Origin of the sequence: Amycolatopsis vastitatis (genome assembly GCF_002234595.1) — a bacterium.
Lineage (GTDB): Bacteria > Actinomycetota > Actinomycetes > Mycobacteriales > Pseudonocardiaceae > Amycolatopsis > Amycolatopsis vastitatis.
In genome coordinates this window covers 69,748-96,192 of record NZ_NMUL01000008.1, presented here as the reverse complement: position 1 = coordinate 96,192, position 26,445 = coordinate 69,748, and the positions used below count along the sequence as shown (strand labels likewise).

The 26,445-nt window shown below is 72.5% G+C and carries 20 protein-coding genes; 13 read left to right on the top strand and 7 right to left on the bottom strand.

Features of this window, described 5'->3' with window-relative positions; translation table 11 throughout:
• Nucleotides 1-43 precede the first annotated feature (43 nt).
• On the bottom strand, nt 44-265 hold the full coding sequence (locus CF165_RS10380; protein ID WP_093947252.1) for a hypothetical protein: 222 nt from the start codon (nt 263-265) through the stop codon (nt 44-46).
• A gap of 371 nt (nt 266-636) precedes the next feature.
• Between CF165_RS10380 and CF165_RS10375 the strand changes: the two genes are divergently transcribed.
• Entirely contained in the window at nt 637-1,842 is a 1,206-nt protein-coding gene (locus CF165_RS10375) for a phospholipase D-like domain-containing protein (RefSeq protein WP_093947251.1), read from the top strand.
• Nucleotides 1,843-1,899: 57 nt separating this feature from the next.
• Here CF165_RS10375 and CF165_RS10370 read toward each other — a convergent pair whose 3' ends face one another.
• Nucleotides 1,900-4,881: an AfsR/SARP family transcriptional regulator gene (locus CF165_RS10370; RefSeq protein ID WP_093947250.1), complete on the bottom strand. Its 2,982-nt coding sequence runs from the start codon at nt 4,879-4,881 to the stop codon at nt 1,900-1,902.
• A gap of 317 nt (nt 4,882-5,198) precedes the next feature.
• Between CF165_RS10370 and CF165_RS10365 the strand changes: the two genes are divergently transcribed.
• Entirely contained in the window at nt 5,199-5,561 is a 363-nt protein-coding gene (locus tag CF165_RS10365) for a DUF488 domain-containing protein (protein WP_093947249.1), read from the top strand.
• A 2-nt stretch (nt 5,562-5,563) separates the two neighbouring features.
• Here CF165_RS10365 and CF165_RS10360 read toward each other — a convergent pair whose 3' ends face one another.
• Nucleotides 5,564-7,951 (bottom strand): glycoside hydrolase family 2 protein, encoded by a 2,388-nt coding sequence (locus tag CF165_RS10360; protein ID WP_093947248.1) that lies wholly within the window; start codon nt 7,949-7,951, stop codon nt 5,564-5,566.
• An 84-nt stretch (nt 7,952-8,035) separates the two neighbouring features.
• The gene (locus CF165_RS10355) at nt 8,036-9,073 is read right to left on the bottom strand and encodes a LacI family DNA-binding transcriptional regulator (RefSeq protein WP_093947247.1); all 1,038 of its coding nucleotides are present in this window, start codon (nt 9,071-9,073) and stop codon (nt 8,036-8,038) included.
• Nucleotides 9,074-9,237: 164 nt separating this feature from the next.
• Here CF165_RS10355 and CF165_RS10350 point away from each other — a divergent pair, with 164 nt between their 5' ends.
• From CF165_RS10350 to CF165_RS10310, 9 genes are read left to right on the top strand one after another with little or no spacing between them, the layout of a single operon-like run.
• Nucleotides 9,238-10,755, top strand: coding sequence for a sugar ABC transporter ATP-binding protein (locus CF165_RS10350; RefSeq protein ID WP_093947246.1), 1,518 nt, complete (start codon nt 9,238-9,240; stop codon nt 10,753-10,755).
• Nucleotides 10,752-11,792, top strand: coding sequence for an ABC transporter permease (locus CF165_RS10345; protein WP_093947245.1), 1,041 nt, complete (start codon nt 10,752-10,754; stop codon nt 11,790-11,792). The genes CF165_RS10350 and CF165_RS10345 overlap by 4 nt, the downstream gene beginning before the upstream one ends.
• Entirely contained in the window at nt 11,785-12,783 is a 999-nt protein-coding gene (locus tag CF165_RS10340) for an ABC transporter permease (protein ID WP_093947244.1), read from the top strand. The genes CF165_RS10345 and CF165_RS10340 overlap by 8 nt, the downstream gene beginning before the upstream one ends.
• A gap of 5 nt (nt 12,784-12,788) precedes the next feature.
• The gene (rhaS, locus tag CF165_RS10335) at nt 12,789-13,850 is read left to right on the top strand and encodes a rhamnose ABC transporter substrate-binding protein (RefSeq protein WP_093947362.1); all 1,062 of its coding nucleotides are present in this window, start codon (nt 12,789-12,791) and stop codon (nt 13,848-13,850) included.
• Nucleotides 13,851-13,907: 57 nt separating this feature from the next.
• Complete coding sequence (locus tag CF165_RS10330) at nt 13,908-14,243, top strand: L-rhamnose mutarotase (protein ID WP_093947243.1); 336 nt, start codon at nt 13,908-13,910, stop codon at nt 14,241-14,243.
• Nucleotides 14,240-15,415 (top strand): L-rhamnose isomerase, encoded by a 1,176-nt coding sequence (gene rhaI / locus CF165_RS10325; RefSeq protein ID WP_093947242.1) that lies wholly within the window; start codon nt 14,240-14,242, stop codon nt 15,413-15,415. Before CF165_RS10330 ends, rhaI begins: the two co-directional genes overlap by 4 nt.
• 2 nt (nt 15,416-15,417) lie before the next feature.
• The gene (locus CF165_RS10320; protein ID WP_167441407.1) at nt 15,418-17,448 is read left to right on the top strand and encodes a bifunctional aldolase/short-chain dehydrogenase; all 2,031 of its coding nucleotides are present in this window, start codon (nt 15,418-15,420) and stop codon (nt 17,446-17,448) included.
• Between the two features lie 8 nt (nt 17,449-17,456).
• Entirely contained in the window at nt 17,457-18,878 is a 1,422-nt protein-coding gene (locus tag CF165_RS10315) for an L-fucose/L-arabinose isomerase family protein (protein WP_093947240.1), read from the top strand.
• A 5-nt stretch (nt 18,879-18,883) separates the two neighbouring features.
• Nucleotides 18,884-20,287 carry a rhamnulokinase gene (locus CF165_RS10310; protein WP_093947361.1) on the top strand — a complete coding sequence of 468 codons (1,404 nt, stop codon included), beginning with the start codon at nt 18,884-18,886 and terminating at the stop codon, nt 20,285-20,287.
• A gap of 13 nt (nt 20,288-20,300) precedes the next feature.
• On the opposite strand, the gene CF165_RS10305 is transcribed toward CF165_RS10310, so the two are convergent.
• The 3 genes from CF165_RS10305 to CF165_RS10295 are packed head-to-tail and all read right to left on the bottom strand — an operon-like array spanning nt 20,301 to nt 22,397.
• Nucleotides 20,301-20,909 carry a response regulator transcription factor gene (locus CF165_RS10305; RefSeq protein ID WP_093947239.1) on the bottom strand — a complete coding sequence of 203 codons (609 nt, stop codon included), beginning with the start codon at nt 20,907-20,909 and terminating at the stop codon, nt 20,301-20,303.
• On the bottom strand, nt 20,906-21,988 hold the full coding sequence (locus tag CF165_RS10300; protein WP_205660814.1) for a sensor histidine kinase: 1,083 nt from the start codon (nt 21,986-21,988) through the stop codon (nt 20,906-20,908). Before CF165_RS10300 ends, CF165_RS10305 begins: the two co-directional genes overlap by 4 nt.
• Before the next feature lie 10 nt (nt 21,989-21,998).
• Entirely contained in the window at nt 21,999-22,397 is a 399-nt protein-coding gene (locus CF165_RS10295; protein ID WP_093947238.1) for a hypothetical protein, read from the bottom strand.
• Nucleotides 22,398-22,495: 98 nt separating this feature from the next.
• On the opposite strand from CF165_RS10295, the gene CF165_RS10290 reads away from it, so the two are divergent.
• On the top strand, nt 22,496-22,984 hold the full coding sequence (locus CF165_RS10290) for a DinB family protein (RefSeq protein WP_093947237.1): 489 nt from the start codon (nt 22,496-22,498) through the stop codon (nt 22,982-22,984).
• A gap of 119 nt (nt 22,985-23,103) precedes the next feature.
• Nucleotides 23,104-26,334, top strand: a complete 3,231-nt coding sequence (locus CF165_RS10285; RefSeq protein ID WP_093947236.1) for a TIM-barrel domain-containing protein — start codon at nt 23,104-23,106, stop codon at nt 26,332-26,334.
• The last annotated feature ends 111 nt before the right edge of the window (nt 26,335-26,445 follow it).

The window sequence follows — 26,445 nt, the reverse complement described above, 5'->3', positions numbered from 1 at the left end:
GCGGCCAGGGCCGCAACAACCCGCCATGAGTCGGGTTCGGGGATCAGGTCGGCTGGAGGACGTTGAGCAGGATGACCAGGAGCACGATGGCACCGGCGACCGCCAGGACGGCCGAAACCGTGCTCTTGATCCACTCCCCGAAGCCCTTGGCGGTGCGGGAGCGGTAGGCGGAATAGGTGGCGCGGGCCTCCTTCGCGGTGTGGACCCGGCCGCCGACGAGCATTCCGGCGCCCAGGGCGAGCAGAACGGCGATGAAAACGGACACGAGAGATCCCTTTCGGATCGGGAACGGTGGACAGCCTTCTTTTCTAGACCCGACGGACGTCACGCGCCACGGCTTCGGGTAATCGAATTTCCGGGCCGGACGGCCCTGGTGGCCGCCGCGTCCGGCGTTCCTCGGAATCCCGGCGGGACCTGCCGACGGTATTCGTAGGATGCGTTGTTCCGCAACAGGATTTCAGGCGTCGTGCGTCCTGTGCGGGCGCGGCGGATTTCCCCCTCGCGGGTGTCCCCAGCGTGACCGATCGCTCGCACTGTGCTGAAGATCCACTGTGGATGGTGTCACGATGGATATCCACTTTGTACGGATCTTGTACGGCGGGTTGCGAGCTTGGCGGCCGGAGACAGGAGGAAGACATGGGCCCCAGGATCAAGGCGCTCACCGTGGCCGCCGGCGCGCTGCTCGCGCTGGCGGGCGGCGGGGTCGTGCACGCCGCACCCGCGGTCGCCGCCGAGAACGGCATGGAAGCGATCTTCAACAACCCGCCGGAAAACGGCGACCGCGACCACTCGATCGAAACCCGGCTGGTGCAGCTGGCCAACGGCACCCCGGCCGGTGCGGAGATCCACATTTCGCTCTACAGCTGGACCCGGCCCGCGCTCGCCGAGGCGATCAAGGCCGCCCAGGCCCGTGGCGTCAAGGTGCGGATCGCGCTCGACGGCGGCGCGGACGACGACCCGGCGAACACCGCGATGCCGATCCTCAAGTCCGCCGCGCTGACCCAGCTGGTGTTCTGCGGCACCGGCGGCGACAACACCGGCTGCATCGCCCACGACGGCAGCCCGCACTCGATCAACCACGACAAGCTGTGGATGTTCTCCGAGACCGAGGGCAAGAAGGACGTCGTCGTCATCGGTTCGTACAACCTGACCACCGTGCAGGGCAACATGTTCAACAACGCCCTGCTCACCTACGGCGACCCGGACCTGTACGGCTTCTACCTCGGGCACATGCAGAAGATGCTGGCGCAGAAGAAGGACAACAACTACTACGCCGACGCCGGCTACCACAAGACGCTGACCAGCATGGTCACCAGCTACCTTTCGCCGCGCGCCGACTCGAACGGCGGCACGTCCGAGGAGTTCGCCACGGACACGTGGGCGCAGCTGCTGAAGTACATCACCAAGTACGAAGCCGGCTGCTCGCTCAACGTCGTGCAGGCCAACATCGCCGACTCGCGCACCCCGGTCGTCAACGAACTGGTCCGGATCGGAAAGCTGGGCTGCAAGGTCCGCATCGTCTACGACGACATGGGCACCGCGGCGCTGGCCGCCCTCAAGGGCAAGGCGAACGTGACGCTCAAGCGGTTCAGCACGACCGTGAACGACCGCGAGATCACCGTGCATTCGAAATACATGCTCTACACGGGCAACTACAGCGAGAAAGCCGGCCGGTCGCTCGTCTTCACCGGCTCGCACAACGTCTCCGGCGCGGCCCTGCGCGACAACGACGAGATCCTGATCAAGGTGGAGAACGCGGCGATCAGCGCCGCCTACCAGGACAACTTCAGCACCATCCTGGCCCGCGCCAAGTGCTCGGCCCCGCCCACCGGCACCTGCTGAGCACCGCGCCGCCGTGTAGTGAATGACTCATTCCTGTCGCCGGACGACAGGAATGAGTCATTCACTACGTCTGTCGAGGATGCGGGCGGCTCGCGTTTCGAGGGGGCGGTAGCCGGAGGCGGCGGCCAGCTTGGCCGCCGCCTCGCCGTGGGTCCGGGCCTGTTCGTGGTCGCCGAGGGCGAGGGCCGCTTCGGCGAGGCCGGTCAGCGCCGCGGTTTCGCACCAGGTGAAGCTCGTTTCGCGGGCGATGTCCAGCGCCGCGGTCAGGTGGGGCACGGCGTCCGCCGCCCGGCCCAGCCGGACGCACGTTTCGCCCAGCGCGGCCAGCGCCGACGCTTCGGTGCCCCGGTCGCCGATGCGCCGGGTCAGTTCCACCGCGTCGGCGGCGTCGGCGAGGGCGCGCGTGGCGTCGCCGGCGCGGGCTTCCAGGACCGCGCGGCCCGACAGCGCCGCCGCCTCGCCGTACTGGTAACCGAGTTCGCGGTTGGCCGCGAGCGCCCGGTCGTAGAACCCGGCGGCGAGCGGGCTCTCCAGGTCGCGGTGGACGTGCCCGAGGTCGACCAGCAGGACGGCGACGCTGAACCGCGCGCCGTCGCGTTCGGCGATCTCCAGCGCGCGGCCGAAGTGGCCGAGGGCGGCGTCGAAGTCGCCGACCTGGCCGCAGGCGAACCCGAGGTTGGCCAGTGCCATCGTGACGCTGGGCATGGCCAGCTCTTCACACAGCCGCAATGCTTCCCGGCCGCATTCGATCGCCTCGTACGCGGCGCCGAGCCGCTGGTGCACCGCGCTGAGGTTGTTGAGCGCCGCGGCCCGTCCGGCGGGCCAGTCCGCCGCCAGCCCGTCGGCGAGGACGGTCGTCAGGTGCGTGCGCGCCTCGGCGTACCGGCCGCTGTTGACGCCGGCGAGCGCGATGGACAGCCGCATCGCCGCCTGCGCCTGACGGTCGCCGTCGTCCCGGGCGGCGGCCAGCGCCGTCGTGGCCGTGTCGATCCACTCCGTGTGGTGGCCGCGGTGGTGGAAGAACGCCCGGAGCGCGTCGGCCAGGTGCCAGGCGTACTCGCGCGGGCCGTGCGCGGCCGCGTGCTCGACGGCGGCGGCTAGGTTCGGCCACTCGGTGTCCAGCCAGGCCAGCGCGTCCTCGGTGCCTTCGAAGAGCTGTTCCGGTTCGGGCCGGGGCAGCCGGAGGAAGTGCGGGATGAGCCGGCGGCCCGCCGCGTCGGCCGTCGCGAGGTAGTGCTCGAAGAGCCGCCGCTGAGCGGCGTCCCGGTCGCCGGGGGAGTCGTCGGCGCCGGCGCGGCCGCCCGCGTAGCTGCGCAGCAAGTCGTGGAAGCGGTAGCGGCCGGGCAGGTGCCGTTCGACGAGGTTGGCCGCGGCGAGGGCCTTGAGCTGCCGGCTCGCGCGCCCTTCGGCGACGTCCGCGAGAGAAGCGGCCACCGGCGCGGTGAACGTCTGGCCGGGCACCAGCGCCAGCCGCCGGAACAGCAGCCGGTGTTCGGCCGCCAGCGCCCGGTACGACACCGAGAACGCCGTCGTGACCGCGCTTTCTTCGGCGCCGTCGACGCTCAGCCCGGCCAGGGGGTCGTCCCCGGCCAGCTCCCGGGCCAGCTCCGCGATCCCGGACGCCTCGCCGGCGCCGAGGTTCGCCGCGGCCAGCCGCAGGGCCAGCGGGAGGTGGCCGCACAGGCGCGCCAGCTCCGCCGCCGCGGCAGGCTCGGCGGCGACGGCGGGCGGCCCGAGCACGGTCTCCAGCAGCTGCCGGGAGTCGTCCGCCGGCAGCACGGACAGCGGCACCGCCCGCGCGCCGGTGCGGGCGATGAGGTCGCCGAGCCGCTGGCGGCTGGTGACGAGCACGGTGCCCGACGGCGGCAGCAGCGGCGTCACCTGCGCGCTGTCGCGGGCGTTGTCGAGCAGGACCAGCACCTGCCGGTCGGCCAGCAGCGAGCGCCACAGCGCCGTCCGCCCGTCCGGGTCCGGCGGGATGGCCCGGGGGTCGGTGCCCAGTGCCCGCAGCAGCTGCGCGGCCGCGGCGGCCGGGGTGAGCGGGTCGTGGTCGGCGTCGAACCCGCGCAGGTCGAGGTAGAGCTGGCCGTCGGGGAACCGGTCGCGGACGCGGTGCGCCCACCGCACGGCGAGGGCGGTCTTCCCGACGCCCGCGGTGCCCGAGACCACACGGATGTCCGGCCCGGGACCGGCGCCGGCCGGTTCGTCGAGCCTGGCCAGCTCGGCGGCGCGGCCGGTGAAGCCGCGGACGTCGTGCGGCAGCTGGGCCGGCCGCACCGGTTCGGGGGCCGGCTCCGGCGCGGGCTCCAACGCCGGGTCGGCGGCCAGGATCGCGGCCTCCAGGCGGATCAGCTCCGGCGCCGGGTCGAGCCCGAGCTCGCCGGCGAGCCGGGCACGGAGGCCGCGGAAGGCGGCGAGGGCGGCGTCCGTGCGGCCTTCGCGGTGCAGGGCGAGCATCAGCTGGCCGACGAACCGCTGCCGCAGCGGGTGGGCGGCGACCAGCGTGGTCAGCTCGGCGAGGACGTCGCGGCCCCGGCCGAGCCGCAGCTGGGCGTCGATGCGGTCTTCGAGCGCGCTCCAGCGGGCTTCGTGCAGCCCGGCCAGGAGCCGCTCGGCGACGTCGGCGTCGGCAGCGCCGGCCAGGGCGTCGCCCCGCCACAGCGCGAGTGCCTCGTCGAAGAGCGCGACGGCGGTGTCGTCGCCGGCCGCGCGGGCCCGGCGGACGAGGGCGGTGAAGCGGTGGGCGTCGACCGTGTCCGGGTCGGCGCGCAGCACGTACCCGTGGCCTTCGGTGACCAGTTCGGGGCCGCCCGCGGTGCGGAAGACCGCGCGGATGCGCGAGATCAGCGCCTGGACGGTGTTGCGCGCGCTGGCCGGGGGAGCGTCGGGCCAGAGCAGGTCGACGAGCCGGTCGAGCGAGACCGGGCGGCCGGTTTCGAGGAGCAGGACGGCGAGGACCAGACGCTGCTTGCGGGAGCCGAGGTCGACCGGGGCGCCGTCCGCCGCCGCCTCGACGGCGCCGAGGACGCGGAACTCCACCCGGTCACCTCCGCTCTGTTCACCCGGTCGTGGCCGGGCGTGCAAGCGTACTGCAAGCGTCGTGCAGGCCCGGTCGGCGATCCTGGCCGGGCTGCGGGACACCACCCCGACGGATGTCCACGGCCGGCTCGGCCGCCGGTGTGACCGGTGGTTCGGCTGTCGCTTTCACCAGCGGCACGAGCTGGGGGTAGGGCCACCCCGGCGACCCCTCCACGGTCGCCGGTGTGGCCCTTTGCCGTTTCCTGCCCGGGGCAGCCACCGCCCGATGCGGTCACTCTCCGGTGGCGGGGTGCGCGGGCTCGACGCAGAATGCGCGCATGCAGCCCACGGTCGTCCGGGTGGCGCGCCTGTCCGACCCGCCGGGGCCCGCCGACGGCGTCCGCGTGCTCGTGGAACGGCTCTGGCCCCGTGGCACCGCCCGCACGGCGATCGTCCTCGACGGCTGGTACCGCGGACTGGCCCCGTCCGACGAGCTGCGCACCTGGTACGGCCACGACCCGGACCGCTTCGCGGAGTTCGCCGAGCGGTACCGCGAGGAGCTGCGGGAGCCCGACCGGGTGGCGGCGCTGGCGCGGCTGCGGGAGCTGGCGGGCGGCGGTCCGGTGACGTTGCTGACGGCGAGCGGGTCGCCGTCGATCAGCCAGGCGGCGGTGCTGGCCGAGGTGCTGGCCGGGCCGTGACGTCACAACCGCGGCGTGGCTTCCCTGGCCGCGGCACTCGTGGTCACCGTCGCCGTGGCGGTGCCGAGCGTGTCGTGCCGGGCGGTCAGGACGAGCGTTCCGGGCGGGCCCGCGAAGGGCCGCAGCCACACCGCGGCCGCGCCGCCGGTCGCGCCGAAGTCCAGCGTCGGGTCGCCGACCAGCTCGCCCGGGCCGGTCAGCGTCACCGCCACCCGGCCGGCCGTTCCGGCCCGTAGCGTCCCGAAGCGGTCGGTCGCCGCGATGACCACGCGGGTCGCGTCGGCGCCGTCGGCGCGGAGCCCCGGGTCGTCGGGGACGCAACTCAGGACGTCGTGGCTCCGGTCGCCGCTGAACCGGCGGCTGACGACCAGCCGCTCGCCGACGTAACCGTCGATGCGCAGCTGCGGCCGCCGCCCCCGCGGGACCGTCAGGTCGGCGGCGAACGGCGGGTACCGCAGGTGCGGGAAGTCCGCGCGGCGGCTGCGGGCCTCGCCCGCCGGCCGGTCGTCGAGGAACAGCAGCAGGCGGTCGCAGTTCGACCAGATCGTCGCGCCCGGCCCCGGCCCGGTGGGCTGCGCGGTGAAGTCCCAGGCGAAGCCGGGCTCGGCGACCGCGCGGACCAGTGGGTCGCCCTGCGACGCGTAGAACGCCGCCGCGGGCTTGGGGATCCGGAAGATGTCCGACACGCCGGGGAACTTCGACCCGCCGACCGACCGCTGCCAGCCCGACGGGTAGTCGAACGCGCACCAGGCGAGCAGCCCGCAGTAGCGGTCGTCGGCGGCGGCCAGGTCGTGGGCCTTCGCGTGCAGCTCCGCCTGCAGGTGCTGGGTGGCCGGCGCGTCGGTGCGGCGGTAGGCGCGGGCCCCGGCGAGCGTGCCGATCGACTCCGTGACCAGGTACGGCACCCCGGCCCGCGGCGGGCGCAGCTGGAAGGGCGCGCCGCGGCGGGCGGTGTAGTCGTTGTAGGCCAGGACCTGCTCGTCGGTGCCCGGCGGCAGGGCGAGCCGCGCGCCGGTGGTGGTGGCCAGTGCCCCGCTCGTCGGCCGTGACGGGTCCAGCTGCCGCGCCAGCCGCCCGGTGCGCAGGTACAGGTCGGTCGACCCGGCGGCCTCGTTGACCCGGGTGCCCCAGACGACGATGCTCGGGTGGTTGCGGTCGCGGACGACCATCCCGGCGACGTCCTTCAGGTTCTGCCGCTGCCAGGCGTCGTCCCCGACCCGGCCCCAGCCCGGGATCTCCTCCCAGACCAGCAGGCCCAGCTCGTCACAGGCGTCGAGGAACGCGCTCGACTGCGGGTAGTGCGAGCAGCGGACCATCGTGCAGTTCAGTTCGCGGCGCAGGATCTCGGCGTCACGCCGCTGGACGCGGTCGGGCAGCGCGCCGCCCGCGAACGGGTACCACTGGTGGCGGTTGAGGCCGAACAGCTTGAGCCGCCTGCCGTTGAGGAAGAAGCCGTCCGGGGTGAACCGCGCCTCGCGGAACCCGGTCCGCACCACCCGCTGGTCGACCACCCGCGGCCCGGACCGGACGGTGACCACGACGTCGCACAGCGCGGGATCCTCGACGTCCCACAGGCGGACCGCGCCGAGCCCGCCGACGTCGAACTCGACGGTTTTCGTGCCGACCGGCATCGGCGCGACCTCGGTGGCGCCCTGGGCCAGCTCCAGGCCGGCCTGGCGCACCGACGCCGTCACCTGCAGCGGCTCGCCGAGCGCGACGGTCGTGTCCAGTTCGCACGTCAGGTGCAGTGACCGGGCGGGGGAGAGGACGTCGACAGGGCGGGCGAAGACGTCGGCCAGCCGGGTGCGGGGCACGGTCCCGATCGTCGCCGGCCGGTAGATGCCGGCCGGCTGGTAGAAGTCGATCACCGACGGGCCCGCGGTGCGCGGCAGGTTGGGCGGGACGTCCAGCGCCCACCGCCCGTCGACGACCACGGCGAGGACGTTGTCGCCGACCACGACCTCCGGCAGTTCGACCTCGAAGGGCAGGTAGCCGCCTTCGTGCGTGGCGACGACACGGCCGTTGAGGGACACCGTCGCGTTCGTCATGACGCCGTCGAAGCGGGCCCGGACACGTTCGGCCGTCATCGCCGGGGTCACCGTGAAGTGCTTGCGGTAGAGCCACTGGTCCTGCCACGAGGAGGGCTGCCAGCCGGTCCACGACAGCGGTGTCACGCAGTGGGGCAACCGGACCGGGTCGAGATCGGTCTCGTCGAAGTCGGGGTCCGCGCCGCCGTCGGCGTACCGGCCGAACAGCCAGAAATCGGTCAACCGCACCGTTTCCGGGCCGGCCGCGGCGAGCCCGGCGGACCCCGTCACGGCGGCGCCCAGCAGCGCGGCCCCGCCCGCGGCGAGGAACCTCCGCCGCGAAAGCCGCCACTCGCCCGCCATGACGACCTCCGTGTTGTGTGCACCCCGATCATGGGTCTCCCCCTGTGAATCAGCTGTGGGGCCCCGGGGGTTACACGGCTGTTTCTAGCGCAGGGTGGAGGCGCGGACCACCAGCTCCGGGGTGAACACGACCTGGCGGTGTTCGTGCCCGGCCTCGGTCGTTTCCGCCAGCAGCAGCTCCGCGGCCGTGCGGCCCAGGCGGCGGCGGGGCTGGCGGACCGACGTCAGCGGGACCGCGGCCGCCGCGGCGAACTCGATGTCGTCGTAGCCCACGATCGCCAGGTCTTCCGGGACGCGCATGCGCAGGTTCGCGCAGCTCTGGAGCAGGCCGAGGGCGACCAGGTCGTTGGCGCAGAACGCGGCGGTCGGGCGGACCGCCGCGGGCAGTCCCGCCAGCCGCTCGCCGGCACCGCGGCCGTCGGCCACGGTCAGCGCCGACGTCGTCAGGTCGACGAGGTGGTCCGGGCCGAGCCCCGCCGCGCCCAGCGCCCGCAGCGCGCCGAGCCGCCGGTCGCGGACCTGGCCCACCGAAGTGTGGTTGCCGACGAAGGCGATCCGCTCGTGGCCCTGTTCCACCAGGTGCCGGACGGCGATCTCCCCGCCGTAGACGTCGTCGACCGCGACCGAGCAGTGCGTGGTGCCCCCCGGCGTGCGGTCGACGACGACCACGGGGGTGCCGCGGCGGGCGATCTCCCGCAGCAGCGGGGCGTCCGGGTCGACCGGCGTGATGAGGATGCCCTGGACCCGCTGCTGCTCGAGACGTCCGAGGTAGGCCGCCTCCCGCGACGGCTGGTGCGCGCTGTTGCAGAGGAACAGCGACAGGTCGCCGGCGTCGGTGGCGTCCTCCATGCCGGCGGCGACGTCGGTGAAGAAGGGGTTGCTGCCGTCGAGCATCACGTAGGCCAGCACCCGGCTGCGCCCGGCTCGCAGCTGCCGCGCGGATTCGTTGCGCACGAAGCGGAGTTCGGTCATCGCGGCCTCGACCCTGGCCCGGGTCGCCGGGCTCACCCGGTCGGGCCGGTTGAGCACGTTGGACACCGTGCCGAGGGAGACGCCGGCGGCCGCCGCGACTTCCTTCATGCTCGCCGCCCGCGGTTCGGCACCGGGCTCCCTGACGACCATCCGTACCCCCTCTTCGACGCGCACTGTTGAAACGTAACATCACCGCGAACGACCTGGTGGAGATGCCATTTGGCCACGGCTTCGCCGATGCATTGACTTCTTCTTCCGTCGCATAGTAGCTTCACCGCACCAGATTTGTGAAACCTTTCAATCCGGAGGTCGCGATGACGCGGCAGGACCCGGGCCCAGCCCCTCTGCTGGAGGTGCGCGGCGTCTCGAAGTCGTTCGGCGCGGTCGCGGCGGTCGCCGGGGTGAGCTTCGGCCTGCACGCCGGGGAGGCCCACGCGCTGGTCGGGGAGAACGGCGCCGGCAAGTCCACGATCGTCAAGATGCTCGCCGGGGTGCACAAGCCCGACGACGGCACGCTGCTGCTGGAGGGCGAGCCCGTCGAGTTCGGCTCCCCGGCCGACGCGAAGGCCGCCGGCATCGCGGTGATCTACCAGGAACCCACGCTGTTCCCGGACCTGAGCGTCGCGGAGAACATCGTGATGGGCCGCCACCCGCGCAAGACCCTCGGCCGGATCGACCGGGCGGCGATCCGCGCCGAGGCCGAGCGCCTCTTCGCCCGCCTCGGCGTCCGGATCGACCCGGCCCGCCCGGCGCGCGGGCTGTCCATCGCCGACCAGCAGATCGTCGAAATCGCCAAGGCGCTCAGCGCCGACGCCCGGGTGCTGGTGATGGACGAGCCGACGGCCGCGCTGACCCAGATCGAGGTCGAGCGGCTCTTCGCCGTCGCCAGGACGCTGCGCCAGGAAGGCGCGGCGATCATGTTCATCTCGCACCGGTTCGAGGAGATCACCGCGCTCTGCCAGCGCGTGACCATCATGCGCGACGGCAGGCACGTCTCGACCGACGCGCTCGACGACGTCACCGTCGACGAGATGGTCAAGCGCATGGTCGGCCGCGACCTGGACGCGTTGTTCCCCAAGCAGGACGTCGAACCCGGCGCGACCGTGCTCGAGGTCGAGGGCCTCGCCCGCGAAGGCGTCTTCCGCGACATCTCCTTCTCGGTGCGCGCGGGCGAGATCGTCGCGTTCGCCGGGCTCGTCGGCTCCGGCCGTTCCGAGGTCGTCCAGGCCGTGTTCGGCGTCGACGAGCGAGACGCCGGGGTCGTGCGCGTCAGCGGCAAGAAGCTCAAGGCGCACTCGTCACGGGCCGCGATGGCCGCCGGCATGGCCCTCGTCCCCGAGGACCGGCGCCAGCAGGGCCTGATCATGGACCTCTCGATCGAACGCAACGTCACGCTGCCGCGGTCCCGCGCGCTCTCGAAGCTCGGCTTCCTGACCGGCGCGAGCGAGCGGCAGGAGGCCCGGCGCTGGACCGAGCGCCTGCGCACCAAGTACCGCCGCCTCGGCGACCCCGTCGGCACGCTCTCGGGCGGCAACCAGCAGAAGGTCGTGCTGGCCAAGTGGCTGGCGATGGCGCCGAAGGTGCTGATCGTGGACGAGCCGACACGCGGGATCGACGTCGGCACGAAGGCCGAGGTGCACCGGCTGATGTCTTCGCTCGCCGCCGAAGGCGTCGCGATCGTGATGGTTTCGTCGGAGCTGCCTGAAGTACTCGGCATGGCCGACCGCGTGCTGGTGATGCGGGAAGGCCGGATCGTGGCCGAGCTCCCGCGCGCCGAGGCGACCGAGGACGCCGTCATGTTCGCCGCGATGGGCCAGGGAGCCGCCGCATGACCGCGACGAAGGAGGCACCGGTGGCCAGGGAGACGACTGTCCGCTCCGGACGCTCGTGGACCGCGAACGTGTTCAAGGCCCGCGAATCCGGCATCGTCCTCGCGTTGATCGTCCTCGTCGCCTTCACCGCGACGCAGAACTCCCGGTTCCTGTCCGGGCAGAGCATCCGCGACATCCTGCTGGGCACCGCGATCCTGGCCGTGCTCGCCGTCGGGCAGGCGATCGTGATGATCACCCGCAACATCGACCTTTCAGTCGGCTCGGTGCTCGGCCTGTCGGCGTTCGCCGTCGGCACGCTGATGAAGGACAACCCGGGCTTGCCGGTGATCGTCGCCGTGCTGGTGGGGCTCGGCGCCGGCGCGGTCTGCGGGCTGGTCAACGGCGCCCTGGTGCGATTCGGCCAGGTGCCCGCGCTGGTCGTCACGCTCGGCACGCTCTACGCCTACCGCGGCGTGAGCTACTTCTGGGCCGGCGGCCAGCAGATCAACGCCGACAAGCTGCCCGCGTCGTTCCTCGAGTTCGGCACGGCGTCGCTGCTCGGCGTGCCGTGGCTGGTGCTCATCGCGCTGCTGGTGCTGGTGCTCGCCGGGATCGTGCTGCGGAGCTACCCGGCCGGGCGCGAGCTGTACGCGATGGGGTCGAGCCCGCAGGCCGCGCAGCTGGCCGGCATCCGCGTCGGCCGCAACACCAGCGCCGCGTTCTTGGTCAGCGGCGCGCTCGCGGGCCTGGCCGGTGTCCTGTTCGCCGCCCGGTTCGGCACCGTGGACGCGGCCGCCGGCACCGGCTACGAGCTGAACGTCGTCGCCGCGGCCGTCGTCGGCGGGGTCGCGGTGTTCGGCGGCAGCGGCTCGGTCTGGGGCGCGGGTCTCGGCGCGCTGCTGCTGACGGTCATCGGCAGTGCCTTGGCCGTGCTCGACATCAACCAGTTCTGGCAGCAGGCGATCGTCGGCGCGCTGATCCTCCTCGCCATCGGCGCGGACCGGCTCGTCGCCGTGCGGGTCGCGAAGGCACTGAAGAAGAGGGACGCCCATGTCTGACCGAGGGAACCGGCTCGGCCGGCTGCTCAGCTGGGACGCCGCCGTCGTCCTGGTGACGGTCGTCGTGCTCATCGTGGCTTCGGGCGCCGTCGAGAACTTCGGCACCAGCCGCAACTTCACCTTCCTGCTGCTGGACCTGCTCCCGATCGCGCTGGTCGCGCTGCCGATGACGTTCATCATCGTGACCGGCGAGATCGACCTCTCGGTGGCGAGCACGCTCGGCCTGACGTCGGCGGTGATGGGCTCGCTGTGGGACGCGGGCCTGACGATCGAGGCGATCATCCCGCTCTGCATCGTGCTCGGCGCGGTCCTCGGGGCGTTGAACGGCTTCTTCGTGACCGTGCTGAAGCTGCCTTCGCTCGCCGTCACGATCGGCACCCTGGCCCTCTACCGCGGGCTCGCGTTCGTCGTGCTGGGTGACGGCGCGGTCGCCGACTTCCCGCGCGCCTACACGAGCTGGGTCACCGGCACGATCGGCGACGGCCCGATCCCGAACGTCCTCATCCCGCTGATCGTCGTGGCCCTGATCTTCGGGATCGTGCTGCACGCGACCCCGATCGGCCGCGGCGTCTTCGCGGCGGGCGCGGGCGAGCAGGCCGCCCGGTTCGCCGGCATCCGCACCGGACGGCTCAAGTTCTGGCTGTACGTCGTGAGCGGCGCGGTCGCCGGTCTCGCGGGGGTGCTGTGGACGCTGCGGTACTCCAGCGCCCGCGCCGACAACGGGTTCGGCCTCGAACTCGCCGTCGTGGCCGCCGTGCTGCTCGGCGGCGTGTCCATCTTCGGCGGCAAGGGCACGCTCCCCGGCGTGCTCGCCGGAGTGGTCCTGCTGGCCTCCCTGCAGAACGCGCTGCGCCTGCAGGACGTGTCGAACGAGGCGCTCAACATCGTGACCGGCGTGCTCCTCATCGTGTCGGTCCTGCTCCCCAACATCGTGACTTCGGCCCGCACGGCAGTGCGACGCCGTCGGCAAGCGGTAACTCCGGAAAGGTGACGAAGATGTCCCGACGGTTCCTCACCGGCGCAGTGTCGGCCGGGCTGGTGCTGGTCCTGGCCGCGTGCAGCGGCACGACCAAGAACGACAACGCCGGCTCCGGCGCCCAGCAGTCCACCGCCGCGGCGAACCCGAACGCCGCGGCGAAGGAGGGCGTCAAGATGGCGTTCCTGCCCAAGCAGCTCAACAACCCCTACAGCGACATCGAGGTCAGCGGCGGCAAGGAGGCCCTCGGCGAGCTGAAGGGCGAGTACAAGCTGGTCGGGCCGAACGACGCCAGCGCGTCGTCGCAGGTCAGCTACATCAACACGCTGATCCAGCAGCAGCAGGACGTCATCGGCATCGCCGCGAACGATCCGAACGCGGTGTGCCCGTCGCTCAACCAGGCCCGCAGCGCCGGCATCAAGGTCGTCGCGTTCGACTCCGACGCCGCCAAGGACTGCCGCGACGTCTTCATCAACCAGGCCACCACCCAGGGCATCGGTGAGGCCCTGGCCAAGCAGGCGAAGGACCTCTCCGGCGGGTCCGGCGAGGTCGCGGTGCTGTCGGCGACGCCGAACGCCACCAACCAGAACGCCTGGATCGACGTGTTCAAGAAGGAACTGGCCAAGCCCGAGTACGCGAGCCTGAAGCTGGACAAGGTCGCCTACGGCAACGACGACGACCAGAAGTCGTTCCAGGAGGCCCAGGGCCTGCTGCAGTCGTTCCCGAACCTCAAGGTGATCGTCGCGCCGACGACGGTCGGCATCGCGGCCGCCGCGCGGTACGTCAGCTCGTCGAGCTACAAGGGCAAGGTCGCGGTGACCGGCCTCGGCACGCCGAACCAGATGCGCGCCTTCGTCAAGGACGGCACGGTGAAGCAGTTCGCGCTGTGGAACCCGGCCGACATCGGCTACCTCGCCGCGTACGCGGGTGTCGCGCTCAAGTCGGGCCAGATCACCGGCAAGCAGGGTGAGAAGTTCAAGGCGGGCAAGCTCGGCGACTACACGATCGGCGAGAACGGCGAGATCGTGCTCGGTCCGCCGACGACGTTCGACGCGAACAACATCGACAAGTTCAACTTCTGAGAACTCCCGGCCGGGTCGCGACGGGCGGCCCGGCCGGGTCCCCACCAAGGACGGACTGTGCCCCGATACTGCTTCTGCCTGCAGGTCAAACCGGACCGGAAGGCCGAGTACGCCGAGCGCCACCGCGCCGTCTGGCCGGAGATGCGGCAGGCCCTGCACGACACCGGCTGGCGCAACTACTCGCTCTTCCTGCGCGAGGACGGCTTGCTGATCGGTTACGTCGAAGCCGACGACCTGGCCGCCGCGCAGGCCGCGATGGCGAAGACCGAGGTCAACACGCGCTGGCAGGCGGAGATGGCGGAGTTCTTCACCGGCCTCGACGGCGGCGCGCCCGACGAAGGGTTCCAGCTGCTCGAAGAGGTCTTCCACCTCGACGTCCGGGAAGGACAGTGATCGCCGTGGGCGACTTGACGGCCGTGAAGCAGGCTTTGCGGGCCCAGCGCATCGAGACGCCGTCGTGGGCGTACGCGAACTCGGGCACCCGGTTCAAGGTGTTCCCGCAACCGGGTGTCCCGCGGACGCCCGAGGAGAAGATCGCCGACGCCGCGGTGGTGCACAAGCTCACCGGGGTCGCGCCGAGCGTGGCGCTGCACATCCCGTGGGACAAGGTCGGCGACTACGGCGCCCTGACCGCGTACGCGCGTGACCTCGGCGTCGAGATCGGCGCGATCAACACGAACGTGTTCCAGGACGAGGACTACAAGCTCGGCTCGGTGACCAACCCCGACGCGGGCATCCGCCGGAAGGCGACCGACCACCTCCTGGAAGCCATCGACATCATGGACGCGACGGGCTCGCGCGACCTGAAGCTGTGGTTCTCCGACGGGATCAACTACCCCGGCCAGGACGACATCCGGGACCGGCAGGACCGGCTGGCGGCGGCGCTGAGGGAGACCTACGAGCGGCTCGGGGACCACCAGCGGATGCTGCTGGAGTACAAGCTGTTCGAGCCCGCGTTCTACGCCACCGACGTCCCGGACTGGGGCACGTCCTACGCCCACTGCATCGAGCTGGGGGAGCGGGCGACGGTGTGCATCGACACCGGCCACCACGCGCCCGGGACGAACATCGAGTTCATCGTCGCGTTCCTGCTGCGGGCCGGGAAGCTCGGCGCGTTCGACTTCAACTCGCGGTTCTACGCCGACGACGACCTGATGGTCGGGGCGGCGGACCCGTTCCAGCTGTTCCGGATCATGTACGAGATCGTCCGTGGTGACGCGCTGGATCCGTCGTACGGGATCGCGTTCATGCTCGACCAGTGCCACAACATCGAGGCCAAGATCCCGGCGATCATCCGGTCGGTGATGAACGTCCAGGAAGCGACCGCGAAGGCCCTGCTCGTCGACCGTGCCGCGTTGCGCGCGGCCCAGCAGTCGGGTGATGTGCTCGGCGCGAACGCCGTGCTGATGGACGCCTACAACACCGACGTCCGGCCGCTGCTGGCCGAGCTGCGCGAGGACGGCGGGCTCGACCCGGACCCGATCGCGGCCTACCACCGCAGCGGGTACCAGGAGAAGATCGTGGCCGAGCGCGCCGGCGGCACGCAGGCCGGATGGGGAGCATGAGCATGACCGTGCCGGAGCAGCTCATCGCGCGCAGCAACGCGCTCGGGGCCGACCCGCGCAACACCAACTACGCCGGCGGCAACACCTCCGCCAAGGGTTCGGTGACCGACCCGGTCACCGGCTCGCCCACCGACGTCCTGTGGGTCAAGGGTTCCGGGGGCGACCTCGGCACGCTGACCGAAGCGGGCCTGGCGGTACTGCGGCTGGACCGGCTGCGCGCCCTGGTCGACGTCTACCCGGGCGTCGAGCGCGAGGACGAGATGGTCGCCGCGTTCGACTACTGCCTGCACGGACGCGGCGGGGCGGCGCCGTCGATCGACACGGCGATGCACGGTCTCGTCGAGGCCCCGCACGTCGACCACCTGCACCCGGACTCGGGCATCGCGCTGGCGACGGCGGCCGACGGCCCGGCGTTGACGAAGGAGTGCTTCGGCGACCGCGTCGCGTGGGTGGACTGGCGGCGGCCCGGGTTCCAGCTGGGCCTCGACATCGCCGCGGTGAAGGCGGCCAACCCGCAGGCCATCGGCGTGATCCTGGGCGGGCACGGCATCACCGCGTGGGGCGCGACCTCCGAAGAGTGCGAGCGGAACTCCCTGGAGATCATCCGCACGGCCGAGGCGTTCCTGGCGTCCCGGGGTGCTCCGGAGCCGTTCGGGCCGGTCGTCCCCGGCTTCGAAGCTCTTCCGGAAGCCGAGCGCCACGCGCGGGCCGCGGCCTTGGCGCCGGTGATCCGCGGACTCGCCGCGACCGACCAGCGGGTCCTCGGGCACTACACCGACAGCGACGTCGTGCTGGAGTTCCTCTCCCGGGAGAAGCTCGGCCCATTGGCAGCGCTGGGCACGTCGTGCCCGGACCACTTCCTGCGCACCAAGGTCCGGCCCCTGGTCGTGGATCTCCCGGCGACCGCGCCCCTCGAAGACGTCGTCGCGCGGCTGAAGGAACTGCACGCCGAATACCGCGACGAATACCGCGCCTACTACGAGCGGCACGCCACGGCGGATTCCCCCGCGATGCGCGGAGCCGACCCGGCGATCGTGCTGGTGCCGGGTGTCGGGATGTTCTCCTTCGGCAAGGACAAGCAGACCGCGCGGGTGGCGGGGGAGTTCTACGTCAACGCGATCAACGTCATGCGCGGCGCCGAAGCCGTCTCGACCTACGCACCGATCGCCGAAGAAGAGAAGTTCCGGATCGAGTACTGGGCGCTCGAAGAGGCGAAGCTGCGGCGGATGCCGAAGCCCAAGCCCCTCGCCGGGCGGATCGCCCTGGTCACGGGCGCGGGCTCGGGCATCGGCAAGGCCATCGCCGTGCGGCTCGCCGCCGAAGGCGCCTGCGTCGCGATCGCCGACCTGAACTCCTCGGCCGCTTCGGAGGTCGCTTCGGGGATCGGGAACGCGGACAAGGCGGTGGCCGTCACCGCCGACGTCACCGACGCCGACGCCGTGCAGGCCGCGATCGACGCCACCGTGCTCGCGTTCGGCGGCATCGACCTGGTGGTCAACAACGCCGGGCTGTCCATCTCGAAGCCGCTGCTGGAGACCACCGAACGCGATTGGGACCTGCAGCACGACGTCATGGCCAAGGGCTCGTTCCTGGTCGCCCGGGCGGCGGCCAAGGCGATGATCGACCAGGGCCTCGGCGGCGACATCGTCTACATCTCGTCCAAGAACTCGGTGTTCGCGGGCCCGAACAACGTCGCCTACGGGGCCGCGAAGGCCGACCAGGCCCACCAAGTGCGGCTCCTGGCCGCAGAACTCGGCGGGCACGGCATCCGCGTCAACGGCGTCAACCCCGACGGCGTCGTCCAGGGCTCCGGCATCTTCGCCGGCGGCTGGGGTGCTCAGCGCGCCGCCGTCTACGGCGTGCCGGAGGAGAAGCTCGGCGAGTTCTACGCCCAGCGCACCATCCTCAAGCGCGAAGTGCTGCCCGAGCACGTGGCCGCCGCGGTGTTCGCGCTGACCGGCGGCGAGCTCACCCACACCACCGGCCTGCACGTGCCGGTGGACGCCGGGGTGGCCGCCGCGTTCCTGCGTTAGGAGGACCCATGACGCTCGACCGCATCACCCCGCGCCGCACCCGCGTCGGCCTGGTCTCCGGCGGGCTCGGCGCGTACTGGCCGCAGTTCCCCGCCCTGCTGCCTCAGCTGGAGGCTTCGGCACGGCGCGTCGCGTCGCGACTGTCCGGAATGGACTGTGAGGTCGTCGACGCCGGGTTCGTCTCGGACGCGGCTGAAGGCGCGGCCGCGGCGGAGCAGCTGCGGGTGGCCGGGTGCGACCTGATCATCGGCTTCCTGACGACGTACCTGACGTCCAGCATGCTGGCCCCGGTCGCGCAGCGCTCGGGCGCGCCGGTGCTGCTGCTGAACCTGCAGCCCACCGAGGCGATGGACCACGAGTCCTTCGACACCGGCGCGTGGCTGGCCTACTGCGGCGCGTGCCCGCTGCCGGAGATGGCCAACAGTTTCCGCCGCCTCGGCGTCGAGTTCCGCTCGGTTTCCGGCTACCTGGAGGACGAGCGCGCCTGGACGCGGATCGAGCGGTGGATCAAGGCGGCCGGCGTCCGGGCGGCGCTGCGGCACGGCCGCCACGGCCTGCTCGGCCACCTCTACCCGGGCATGATGGACGTCTCGACCGACCCGACGCTCGTGTCGGCCCAGCTCGGCGGGCACGTCGAGATCCTGGAGATCGACGACCTGCGAGTCCGCGTCGAGAAGGTCTCCGACGACGAGACCGCCGCGCGCGTCGCGCTGGCCCGCGAAGTGTTCACCGTGGACGAGTCCGTTGTGGACGAAGACTTCGCCTGGGGTGCCCGGGTTTCCGTCGCGCTCGATCGGCTCGTCGAGGACTTCTCCCTCGACACCTTGGCGTACTACCACCGGGGCCTCGACGGCGAAACCCACGAACGCGTCGGCGCCGGGTTCATCCTCGGCGCGTCCCTGCTCACCGCGCGCGGCATCCCGGCCGTCGGCGAGTACGAGCTGCGGACGTCCCTGGCCATGCTGGTCATGGACCGGCTCGGCGCGGGCGGCTCGTTCACCGAGCTGCAGGCCCTGAACTTCCGCGACGGCGTGGTCGAAATGGGCCACGACGGCCCGGCCCACCTCGGCATCAGTGCGCGGAAGCCGTTGCTGCGCGGCCTCGGCGTCTACCACGGCAAGCGCGGCTGGGGCGTGTCGGTCGAGTTCGACGTCAAGCACGGCCCGGTGACGCTGTGCGGGCTCGGGCAGCGCCGCGACGGGACGTTCACGCTGATCGCGTCCGAAGGCACGGTGGTGCCCGGACCGCTGCTGCGGATCGGCAACACGACCTCCCGCGTCGACTTCGGCTGCGACCCGGGGGAGTGGACCGATGCCTGGTCCGCCAGCGGCATCGCGCACCACTGGGCGCTCGGCACCGGGCACCGCGTCGCCGAGCTGACGGCCGTCGCGGACCTGCTCGGCCTGGAGCTGTCCGTGGTGAACCCGTGAAGCGGGTGGCGGCCGTCGACCTCGGCGCGTCCAGCGGCCGGGTGATGGCCGGGACGGCCGGGCCCGGCACGCTGAGCGTCGAGGAGGTCCGGCGCTTCCCGAACGGCGGGGTCCGCGCGGGGCCGTCGCTGTACTGGGACATCCTCGGGCTGTACCGCGAGACGCTCGCCGGGATCCGGGAAGCCGGCCCGCTGGATGGCGCGGGCATCGACTCGTGGGCCGTCGACTACGGGCTCCTGGACGAGCGCGGCGCGCTGCTCGGCAACCCCGTCCACTACCGCGACTCGCGCACCGACGGCGTGCCCGCGAAGGTGGCGGCCACGGTGTCCGCGCGCGAGCTTTACGACGTCACGGGGTTGCAGCAGCTGCCGTTCAACACGCTCTACCAGCTGGTGTCCGAAGGCGACCGGCTCGACGCGGCGGCGACGATGCTGCTCATCCCGGACCTGCTGAACTACTGGCTCACGGGGTCGATCGGCGCCGAGCGCACGAACGCGTCGACCACCCAGCTGTACGACGTCCGCGAACAGACCTGGGCCACGTCGCTCGCTTCGCGCGTCGGTATCCCGCCGCGGCTGCTGCCGCCGCTGCGCGACCCCGGCTCGGTGGTGGGCCCGGCGCGGGAGCTGGCCGGGCTGCCGGTGGTGGCGGTCGGCTCGCACGACACGGCGTCCGCGGTGGTCGCGGTGCCGGCGTCGCCGGGGACGAACTTCGCCTACATCTCCTCGGGCACCTGGTCGCTGGCGGGACTGGAGCTTCCCGCGCCCGAGCTGGGTGACGCGGCGCTGGCCGCGAACTTCACCAACGAAGGCGGCGTCGACGGCACCATCCGGTTCCTGCGGAACGTGATGGGGCTGTGGGTGCTGTCGGAGACGTTGCGGACGTGGTCGTGCCCGGACGCGGAGCTGCCCGGCCTGCTGGCGGCGGCCGCCGAGGCACCGGCGCTGGCCGCGGTGGTGGACATCGACGCGCCGGAGTTCCTGCCGCCCGGCGACATGCCCGCGCGGATCGCCGCGGCCTGCCGGGCCACGGGCCAGCGGCCGCCATCCGGCCGGGCCGCGACGGTCCGGTGCATCGTGGACAGCCTGGCCCTGGCCCACCGCCGCACGATCCGCGAGGCGGCGGTGCTCACGGGCCGTCGCGTCGACGTGGTCCACATCGTCGGCGGCGGCGCCCGCAACGAGCTGCTGTGCCGGTCGACGGCGGACGCGTGCGGGGTACCGGTCCTGGCGGGCCCGGTCGAGGCGGCGGCGTTGGGGAACGTGCTGGTCCAGGCCCGCGCGCTGGGGGAGGACCTGCCGGACCTGGCGGCGATGCGCGCGCTGGTGCGCGAGACGCAGGAGGTGCGCCGCTACGAGCCGTCCGGCGGCGCCGACTGGGACGCGGCCGAAGCCCGCCTCACCTCCTGACCGCGGGCGCGGACTACAGCCAGCCGCGTTCGTCGGCGATCCGGACCGCCTCGACGCGGTTGCGGGCGCCGGTCTTGGTGATCGCCGCGGAGACGTAGTTGCGGACCGTCCCCTCGGACAGGTAGAGCCGGGAGGCGATTTCGGCGACCGTCGCCCCGGTGCGGGCCGTGATGAGCACATCCCGCTCGCGCGCGGTCAACGGCGACTCGCCCGCCGCCAGCGTGGCGACCGCCAGGGCCGGGTCCACCACCCGCTCGCCGGCTCGCACCCGGCGGATCGCGTCGGCGAGCACGTCCGCCGGCGCGTCCTTCACCACGAACCCGGCGGCACCCGCCTCCATGGCGCGGCGGAGGTAGCCGGCGCGGCCGAACGTCGTCAGCATGACGACCCGGCAGTCCGGCACCTGCGCGGCGAGCACGGCGGCGGCCGCGAGCCCGTCGAGGCCCGGCATCTCGATGTCCAGCAACGCGACGTCGGGCCGGTGTTCGCGCGCGGCGGCGGCGACCTCGTCGCCGCGGCCGACCGACGCGACCACTTCGAAGTCGTCCTCGAGCGCGAGCAGCGCGCACAGCGCCTCCCGGACCAGCGCCTGGTCGTCCGCGAGCAGCAGCCGGATGGTCACACCGTCACCCGCAGCCGCCAGCCGCGGGGCCGCACCGGCCCGGCGTCGAGGGTTCCCCCGGCGGCGGCGACGCGCTCGCGCAGACCGGCGAGCCCGGAGCCCGGGCCGGGGGACCCGCCGGCGCCGTCGTCCACGACCTCCACAGTGGACGCCGAGAGCGTCACCGTGCACCGCGTCGCGCGGGCGTGCCTGGCCACGTTCGTCAACCCCTCCCGGACCACCCAGCCGAACAGTTCCTGCTGCCCCGGGCCGACGACGTCGGTGGCCGTCGGCAGGTCGGCGGTCACTCCGCACGCGCGCAGCAGTTCGCGGCCGCGGGCCAGCTCCCCGGCCAGGGTGACCTCCCGGTAGCCCGACACCGCCGCGCGCACGTCCGCCAGCGCCTGACGCGCGAGTGTCTCGACGGCGGACATCTCCTCGCCCGCGCGAGCGCCGTCGGCCGCGATGAGCCGTTGCGCCAGGGTGCTCTTGACGGTGATCGCGGTGAGCGAGTGACCGAGCAGGTCGTGCAGGTCGCGGGCGATCCGGTTGCGCTCGGCCTCGGACGCCAGCCGCGCGACCTCGGCGCGGGCCTCGACGAGCGCGGCGTTCGCCCGGATCGCCTCGGCGAAGACGGACACGACGAGGACGGTGAACACGAGCGCCACCGCCTGCGTCCAGCCGGGCCCGGTCCGCCACGGCAGCACCGCCGGCGGCACCACGACCGCGGCGAGCGCGGAGACGGCTACGAGCGAGACGGCGGCGAAGCGCGGGAGCCGCGGCACAGCCAGCGAAACGACGACAGCGGCGAGGAAGAACGCGTCGGCGTGGGCGAAGGGGAGCGCGAGGACGAACAACACCGCGCAGCCGCCCAGCAGCAGCCAGAACGGCCGCGTGGCCCGGCGTGCCGCCGCGGCCGCGGCCAGGAGGTAGCAGACGGCGAACGCGGCGACGATCGCGCAGCCCAGCACCGCGGTGGCGCCCGGGGCGTGCTGCGGCACGGCCGCGACGGTCACCGCCGGGTAGACGAGCATCCCGGCGTCGAGCAGCCGCAGCCGCCAGCCGCGCACCCAGCGCTGCACGTCGCTCGTCCCGTCCATCACCGGCACGCTACCGCGACCGCACCCGCAGCCGCCTGCCGTTGACGAGCACGGTGACCCCGAGCAGCAGCAGCCCGCAGGCGGCCTGCTCGATCCGCAGCCAGAGCGGGAACAACCCGGGCAGCACGACGATGACGACGATCGCCACGAGCATCACCGCCGAGACGATCCGCAGTCTCAGGAGGCCTTTCCGCGAACCGCGCGCGGCGCCGCGGGCGAAGGCGAACGTCAGCAGCGAACTGGCGAAGACGATGGTGGCGCGCACCCAGACCGCGTCGGTCACCATCGCGGGGTGGTTCCGGAACAGGACGATCACGACGAGCGTGAGGACGGAGAGCGCGGCGTACGCGCCGGTGAGCAGCAGGACGGGCCGGAAGCCGCCGGCGGCGGTGCGAGGTGTGGTTGTCATGGGGAAATGCTCGCCGCGAGGGGGGTCCGCACGGCAGTGCCGTCCCGCAGCGGCCGCCCATGACATTTGTCATCGGCGGGCCACGCTACGTTCCCGGTATGCCCGAAACCCAGCGTCAACCCGTCCCGCGCAACGACGGTGGCGAGCTCGACACCGCGACGGCGTTCCTGACCTTCGCGAGGGAATGCGTCATCAAGAAGACGGACGGGCTCGGTGAGGAGCAGCTGCGCCGGGTCCTGGTCGGCTCGGGCACCACCCTGCTCGGGCTGGTCCACCACCTCACCTTCGCCGAGCGGGTCTGGTTCGGCCACTACGTCGCCGGCGGCCCGAACCCCGGCGACGCCGGGATGGCGGTCCCGGACGGCCTCACCGCGGCGGACGTCCTGGCCGCCTACCGCGCGGCGATCGAGGACAGCGACGCGGCGATCCGGGCCGCGGGCGACCCGGACAAGCCGTTCGCGATCCCGATCGACGGCAAGTTCCACACCCTGCGGTGGGTGCTCGCCCACATGACGAGCGAGACGGCCCGGCACGCGGGACACGCCGACATCCTGCGCGAACAGATCGACGGCGTCACCGGCCGCTGATCTGTCCGGACAGTTCCGCTCAGTGGTCTGGACATCCGCACGTCCGCCGTGCTCAGATCGGATCGGCTTTTCCAACGTTGTAAAACTGCCGAGTCCCTTCACCGGAACGGAGTTCCGCCGTGCGGAGCAGAACAGCGAGAACCATCCGGCGGGCGTGCGCGCTCGCCGTCGCCGGGACCGCCGTCGCGGCCGTGACCGTTGCGACGCCCGCCGTGGCCGGCCCCGCGCGCCAGACCGTCACCGCCGGGAACGCCCGCTTCCAGGTGCTGTCCCCGACCCTGATCCGCACCGAGTACGCCGGCGACGGCCGGTTCACCGACGCCGCCACCTTCAACGCCGTCGGCCGCGGCGACTTCACGCCGACGTCGTACACCAGCACCATTTCCGGCGGTGTCCTCACGATCAAGACGAGCGCGACGACCCTGACCTACCGGCTGGACTCCGGCCCGTTCGACGGCGGCAACCTCGAGATCCGCACGACCGCCGGCGCGACCCCGGTGCTCGCGGCGCCCTGGCACCACCTGACCTGCCCGGCCGGCGCGCGCTGCGAGGCCGAAGACCTCGCGGCCGACGGGCTCGGCGTCGCCACCGACCACTCCGGTTACACCGGCGAAGGGTTCCTCGCCGGGTTCGAAAGCGCCGGGAACTCCGTGACGGCGGACGTCCTCGCGCCGGCCGCGGGGACGTACTCGCTGACCGCGCGCTACGCCAACGGCCAGGGCGGCGACGGCCAGCACGTCACGCGCACGCTGAGCGTTTCGGTCGACGGGGGAGCGGCGCAGAAGCTCACCCTGCCGGTGACGGCCGACTGGAACGCCTGGGCCCTCGCCTCGGTCCAGGTCACCTTGGCGGCCGGTCACCACAGCGTCCGCCTCGAACGGACGGCGGGCGACTCCGGCAACGTCAACCTCGACGGCCTGGCGCTTTTGGCCTCCGGGGCGTCCTTCCCGCCGGCGTCGGCCCGCGCGTTCACCGGCTGCCCGGCCGGAGTGAGCTGCGAAGCCGAAGCCGGGCTGCGGTCGGGTTCCGCCATCGTCGCGACCGACCACTCCGGATACGCCGGACGCGGTTTCGTCGCCGAGCTCAACCGCGGCTCGACGCTGACCCACCGCGTGGCGGACGTCCCGGCCGGCGGCACGTACCTGCTGCACGTCCGCTACGCCAACGGCACCGGCGGCGACGGCCGTCACGAGACCAGGACCGCGCCGGTCACCGCGAACGGCGTGACGCGCACGCTGTCCCTGCCGATCACCGACAACTGGGACGCCTGGAAGAGCGCGTCCGTCCCGGTCGACCTGAAGGCGGGCACGAACGACGTCGTCCTCGGCTGTCCCGACGACACCAGCTGCCACGTCAACATCGACACGGTCGCGGTCACCGCGGCCGGCGGCACGGCACCGCCGCCGCACCTCGCGCTCGGCGGCTACCGGCGCGGCCTCGACGGCGTCAACGGCGACAACGGCGCGCCGTCGACCACCGAAGGGCTCCTGCACCAAGACGGCTGGTACCTGCTCGACGACAGCCCGTCCGCGCTCTACGACACGCGGACCCGCGCGGTGACGCAGCGGCCGTCGCACGGCGGAAACCCTTACCAGGACGGCTATGTCTTCGCCTTCGGCCACGACTACAAGGCCGGGCTGCGTGACCTGGCGACCCTGACCGGTCCGCCGCAGCTGCTGCCGCGCTGGGCCTACGGCGTCTGGTACTCCGAGTACATCGACCGCACCGCGGCCGACTACCGCGACACCATCCTGCCGCGGTTCCGCGGCGAAGGCGTCCCGCTGGACGTCCTGGTCACCGACACCGACTTCAAGGCGCCGGACACGTGGAACGGCTGGCAGTTCGACACCGCGAAGTTCCCCGACCCGGCCGGGTTCTTCGCCTGGTCGAAGTCGCAGGGACTGCACAACAACCTCAACATCCACCCGAGCATCATGGGATCGGACCCGCAGTTCGCCCGCGCCCAGGCGACGGCGAAGGGCAAGCTGGCCAAGTCGAACTGCGGGACCGACTGCTACGTCTTCGACTGGGGCGACCCGGACCAGCTCAAGGCCTACCTGGACCTGCACGCCGGAATGATGAAGCAGGGCAACGACTTCTGGTGGCTCGACTGGTGCTGCGACGCCTCGCGCTCGAGCCTGCCCGGCGTGACCCCGGACGCCTGGATCAACCAGCAGTACGCGGACCTCGCCGCGCCGGCGACCGGCCGTGGGTTCGTCATCTCGCGGGCGTACGGCTCGTTGCAGGCGGGCGGCTACGGCGGTCCCACGGGCCTGGCGACCGGGCCGTGGGCGGACAAGCGCAGCACGCTCCACTTCACCGGCGACACGTCGTCGACGTGGGGAACGCTGCGGATGGAGGTCGGCATCACGCCGGCGGAGTCGGCCGCCACGGGGATGTCGGCGATCAGCCACGACATCGGCGGCCACAACGACACGACCGGCCTGCGCGGCAGCGAGACCTACACCTCCGGCGGCCAGCAGCACCAGACGGCCAAGCTGCCCGACGACATGTACGCGCGGTGGGTGCAGCTCGGCACGTTCCAACCGATCGACCGGCTGCACAGCAACCACAGCGACCGGCTGCCCTGGCAGTACGGCGACGCGGCGAAGGCGTCGGCGACGAAGTTCCTGAACCTGCGCGAGAACCTGGTGCCCTACACCTACACGCTGGCCCAGGAGGCCGCGACGACCGGCGTCCCGGTGGTGCGGCCGACGTACCTCGAGTACCCGGACGAGCCCGCCGCCTACGCCGCGGCCGGCAGCGAGTACTTCTACGGGCCGGACATGCTCGTGGCGCCGGTGACGGCCCCGGGGACGTCCGCGTCGACGCAGGTCTGGTTCCCGCCGGGGCAGTGGACGGACTACTTCACCGGCAAGACCTACGCGGGCGGGACGACGCAGCAGGTCACGACGGACCTCGGGACCATGCCGGTGTTCCTGCGCGCGGGCGGCGTCGCGGTGACCCGGACGGCGGACGTGGCGAACGACGTCCAGAACCCGCTGAACCGCCTGACGGTGACGGTCGCACCGGGCGCGTCCGGTTCCTTCACGCTGTACGAAGACGACGGCACCTCTTCGGCCCGCAGCTCGACCACCCGGGTCACGTACTCCGAGCGCCACGGGACGCACACGGTGACGGTGGCGCCTTCGTGCGGCGGGTTCCGGGGCCAGGTCGCTTCGCGGGAGTGGACGGTGAAGTTCCTCGGCGTGACCTCGGCGCCTTCGCGGGTGCGCGTGGGCGAAGGCTGGGCGCCGTCGAACAGCTGGAAGTGGGACGCCGCGACGCAGACGCTGACGGTGACGTCCGCCGCCCACCCGGGCCGGGAGCCGGTCACGGTCACCTACTGACCCGCCGACGGTCGGCTCGCGTACCCAGACGGTCGGCTCGCGTACCTGGAGGGTCGGCTCGCGAGCCGACTGTTCCGGTACGCGAACCGACTGTCCAGGTACGCGAGCCGA

Bases quoted from the DNA above. Each gene is read 5' to 3' on its own strand.
- CF165_RS10375 (WP_093947251.1), top strand. From the start codon at position 637: ATGGGCCCCAGGATCAAGGCGCTCACCGTGGCCGCCGGCGCGCTGCTC.
- CF165_RS10365 (WP_093947249.1), top strand. From the start codon at position 5,199: ATGCAGCCCACGGTCGTCCGGGTGGCGCGCCTGTCCGACCCGCCGGGG.
- CF165_RS10360 (WP_093947248.1), bottom strand. From the start codon at position 7,951: ATGGCGGGCGAGTGGCGGCTTTCGCGGCGGAGGTTCCTCGCCGCGGGC.
- CF165_RS10355 (WP_093947247.1), bottom strand. From the start codon at position 9,073: ATGGTCGTCAGGGAGCCCGGTGCCGAACCGCGGGCGGCGAGCATGAAG.
- CF165_RS10350 (WP_093947246.1), top strand. From the start codon at position 9,238: ATGACGCGGCAGGACCCGGGCCCAGCCCCTCTGCTGGAGGTGCGCGGC.
- CF165_RS10345 (WP_093947245.1), top strand. From the start codon at position 10,752: ATGACCGCGACGAAGGAGGCACCGGTGGCCAGGGAGACGACTGTCCGC.
- CF165_RS10340 (WP_093947244.1), top strand. From the start codon at position 11,785: ATGTCTGACCGAGGGAACCGGCTCGGCCGGCTGCTCAGCTGGGACGCC.
- rhaS (WP_093947362.1), top strand. From the start codon at position 12,789: ATGTCCCGACGGTTCCTCACCGGCGCAGTGTCGGCCGGGCTGGTGCTG.
- CF165_RS10320 (WP_167441407.1), top strand. From the start codon at position 15,418: ATGACCGTGCCGGAGCAGCTCATCGCGCGCAGCAACGCGCTCGGGGCC.
- CF165_RS10315 (WP_093947240.1), top strand. From the start codon at position 17,457: ATGACGCTCGACCGCATCACCCCGCGCCGCACCCGCGTCGGCCTGGTC.
- CF165_RS10300 (WP_205660814.1), bottom strand. From the start codon at position 21,988: ATGGACGGGACGAGCGACGTGCAGCGCTGGGTGCGCGGCTGGCGGCTG.
- CF165_RS10295 (WP_093947238.1), bottom strand. From the start codon at position 22,397: ATGACAACCACACCTCGCACCGCCGCCGGCGGCTTCCGGCCCGTCCTG.
- CF165_RS10290 (WP_093947237.1), top strand. From the start codon at position 22,496: ATGCCCGAAACCCAGCGTCAACCCGTCCCGCGCAACGACGGTGGCGAG.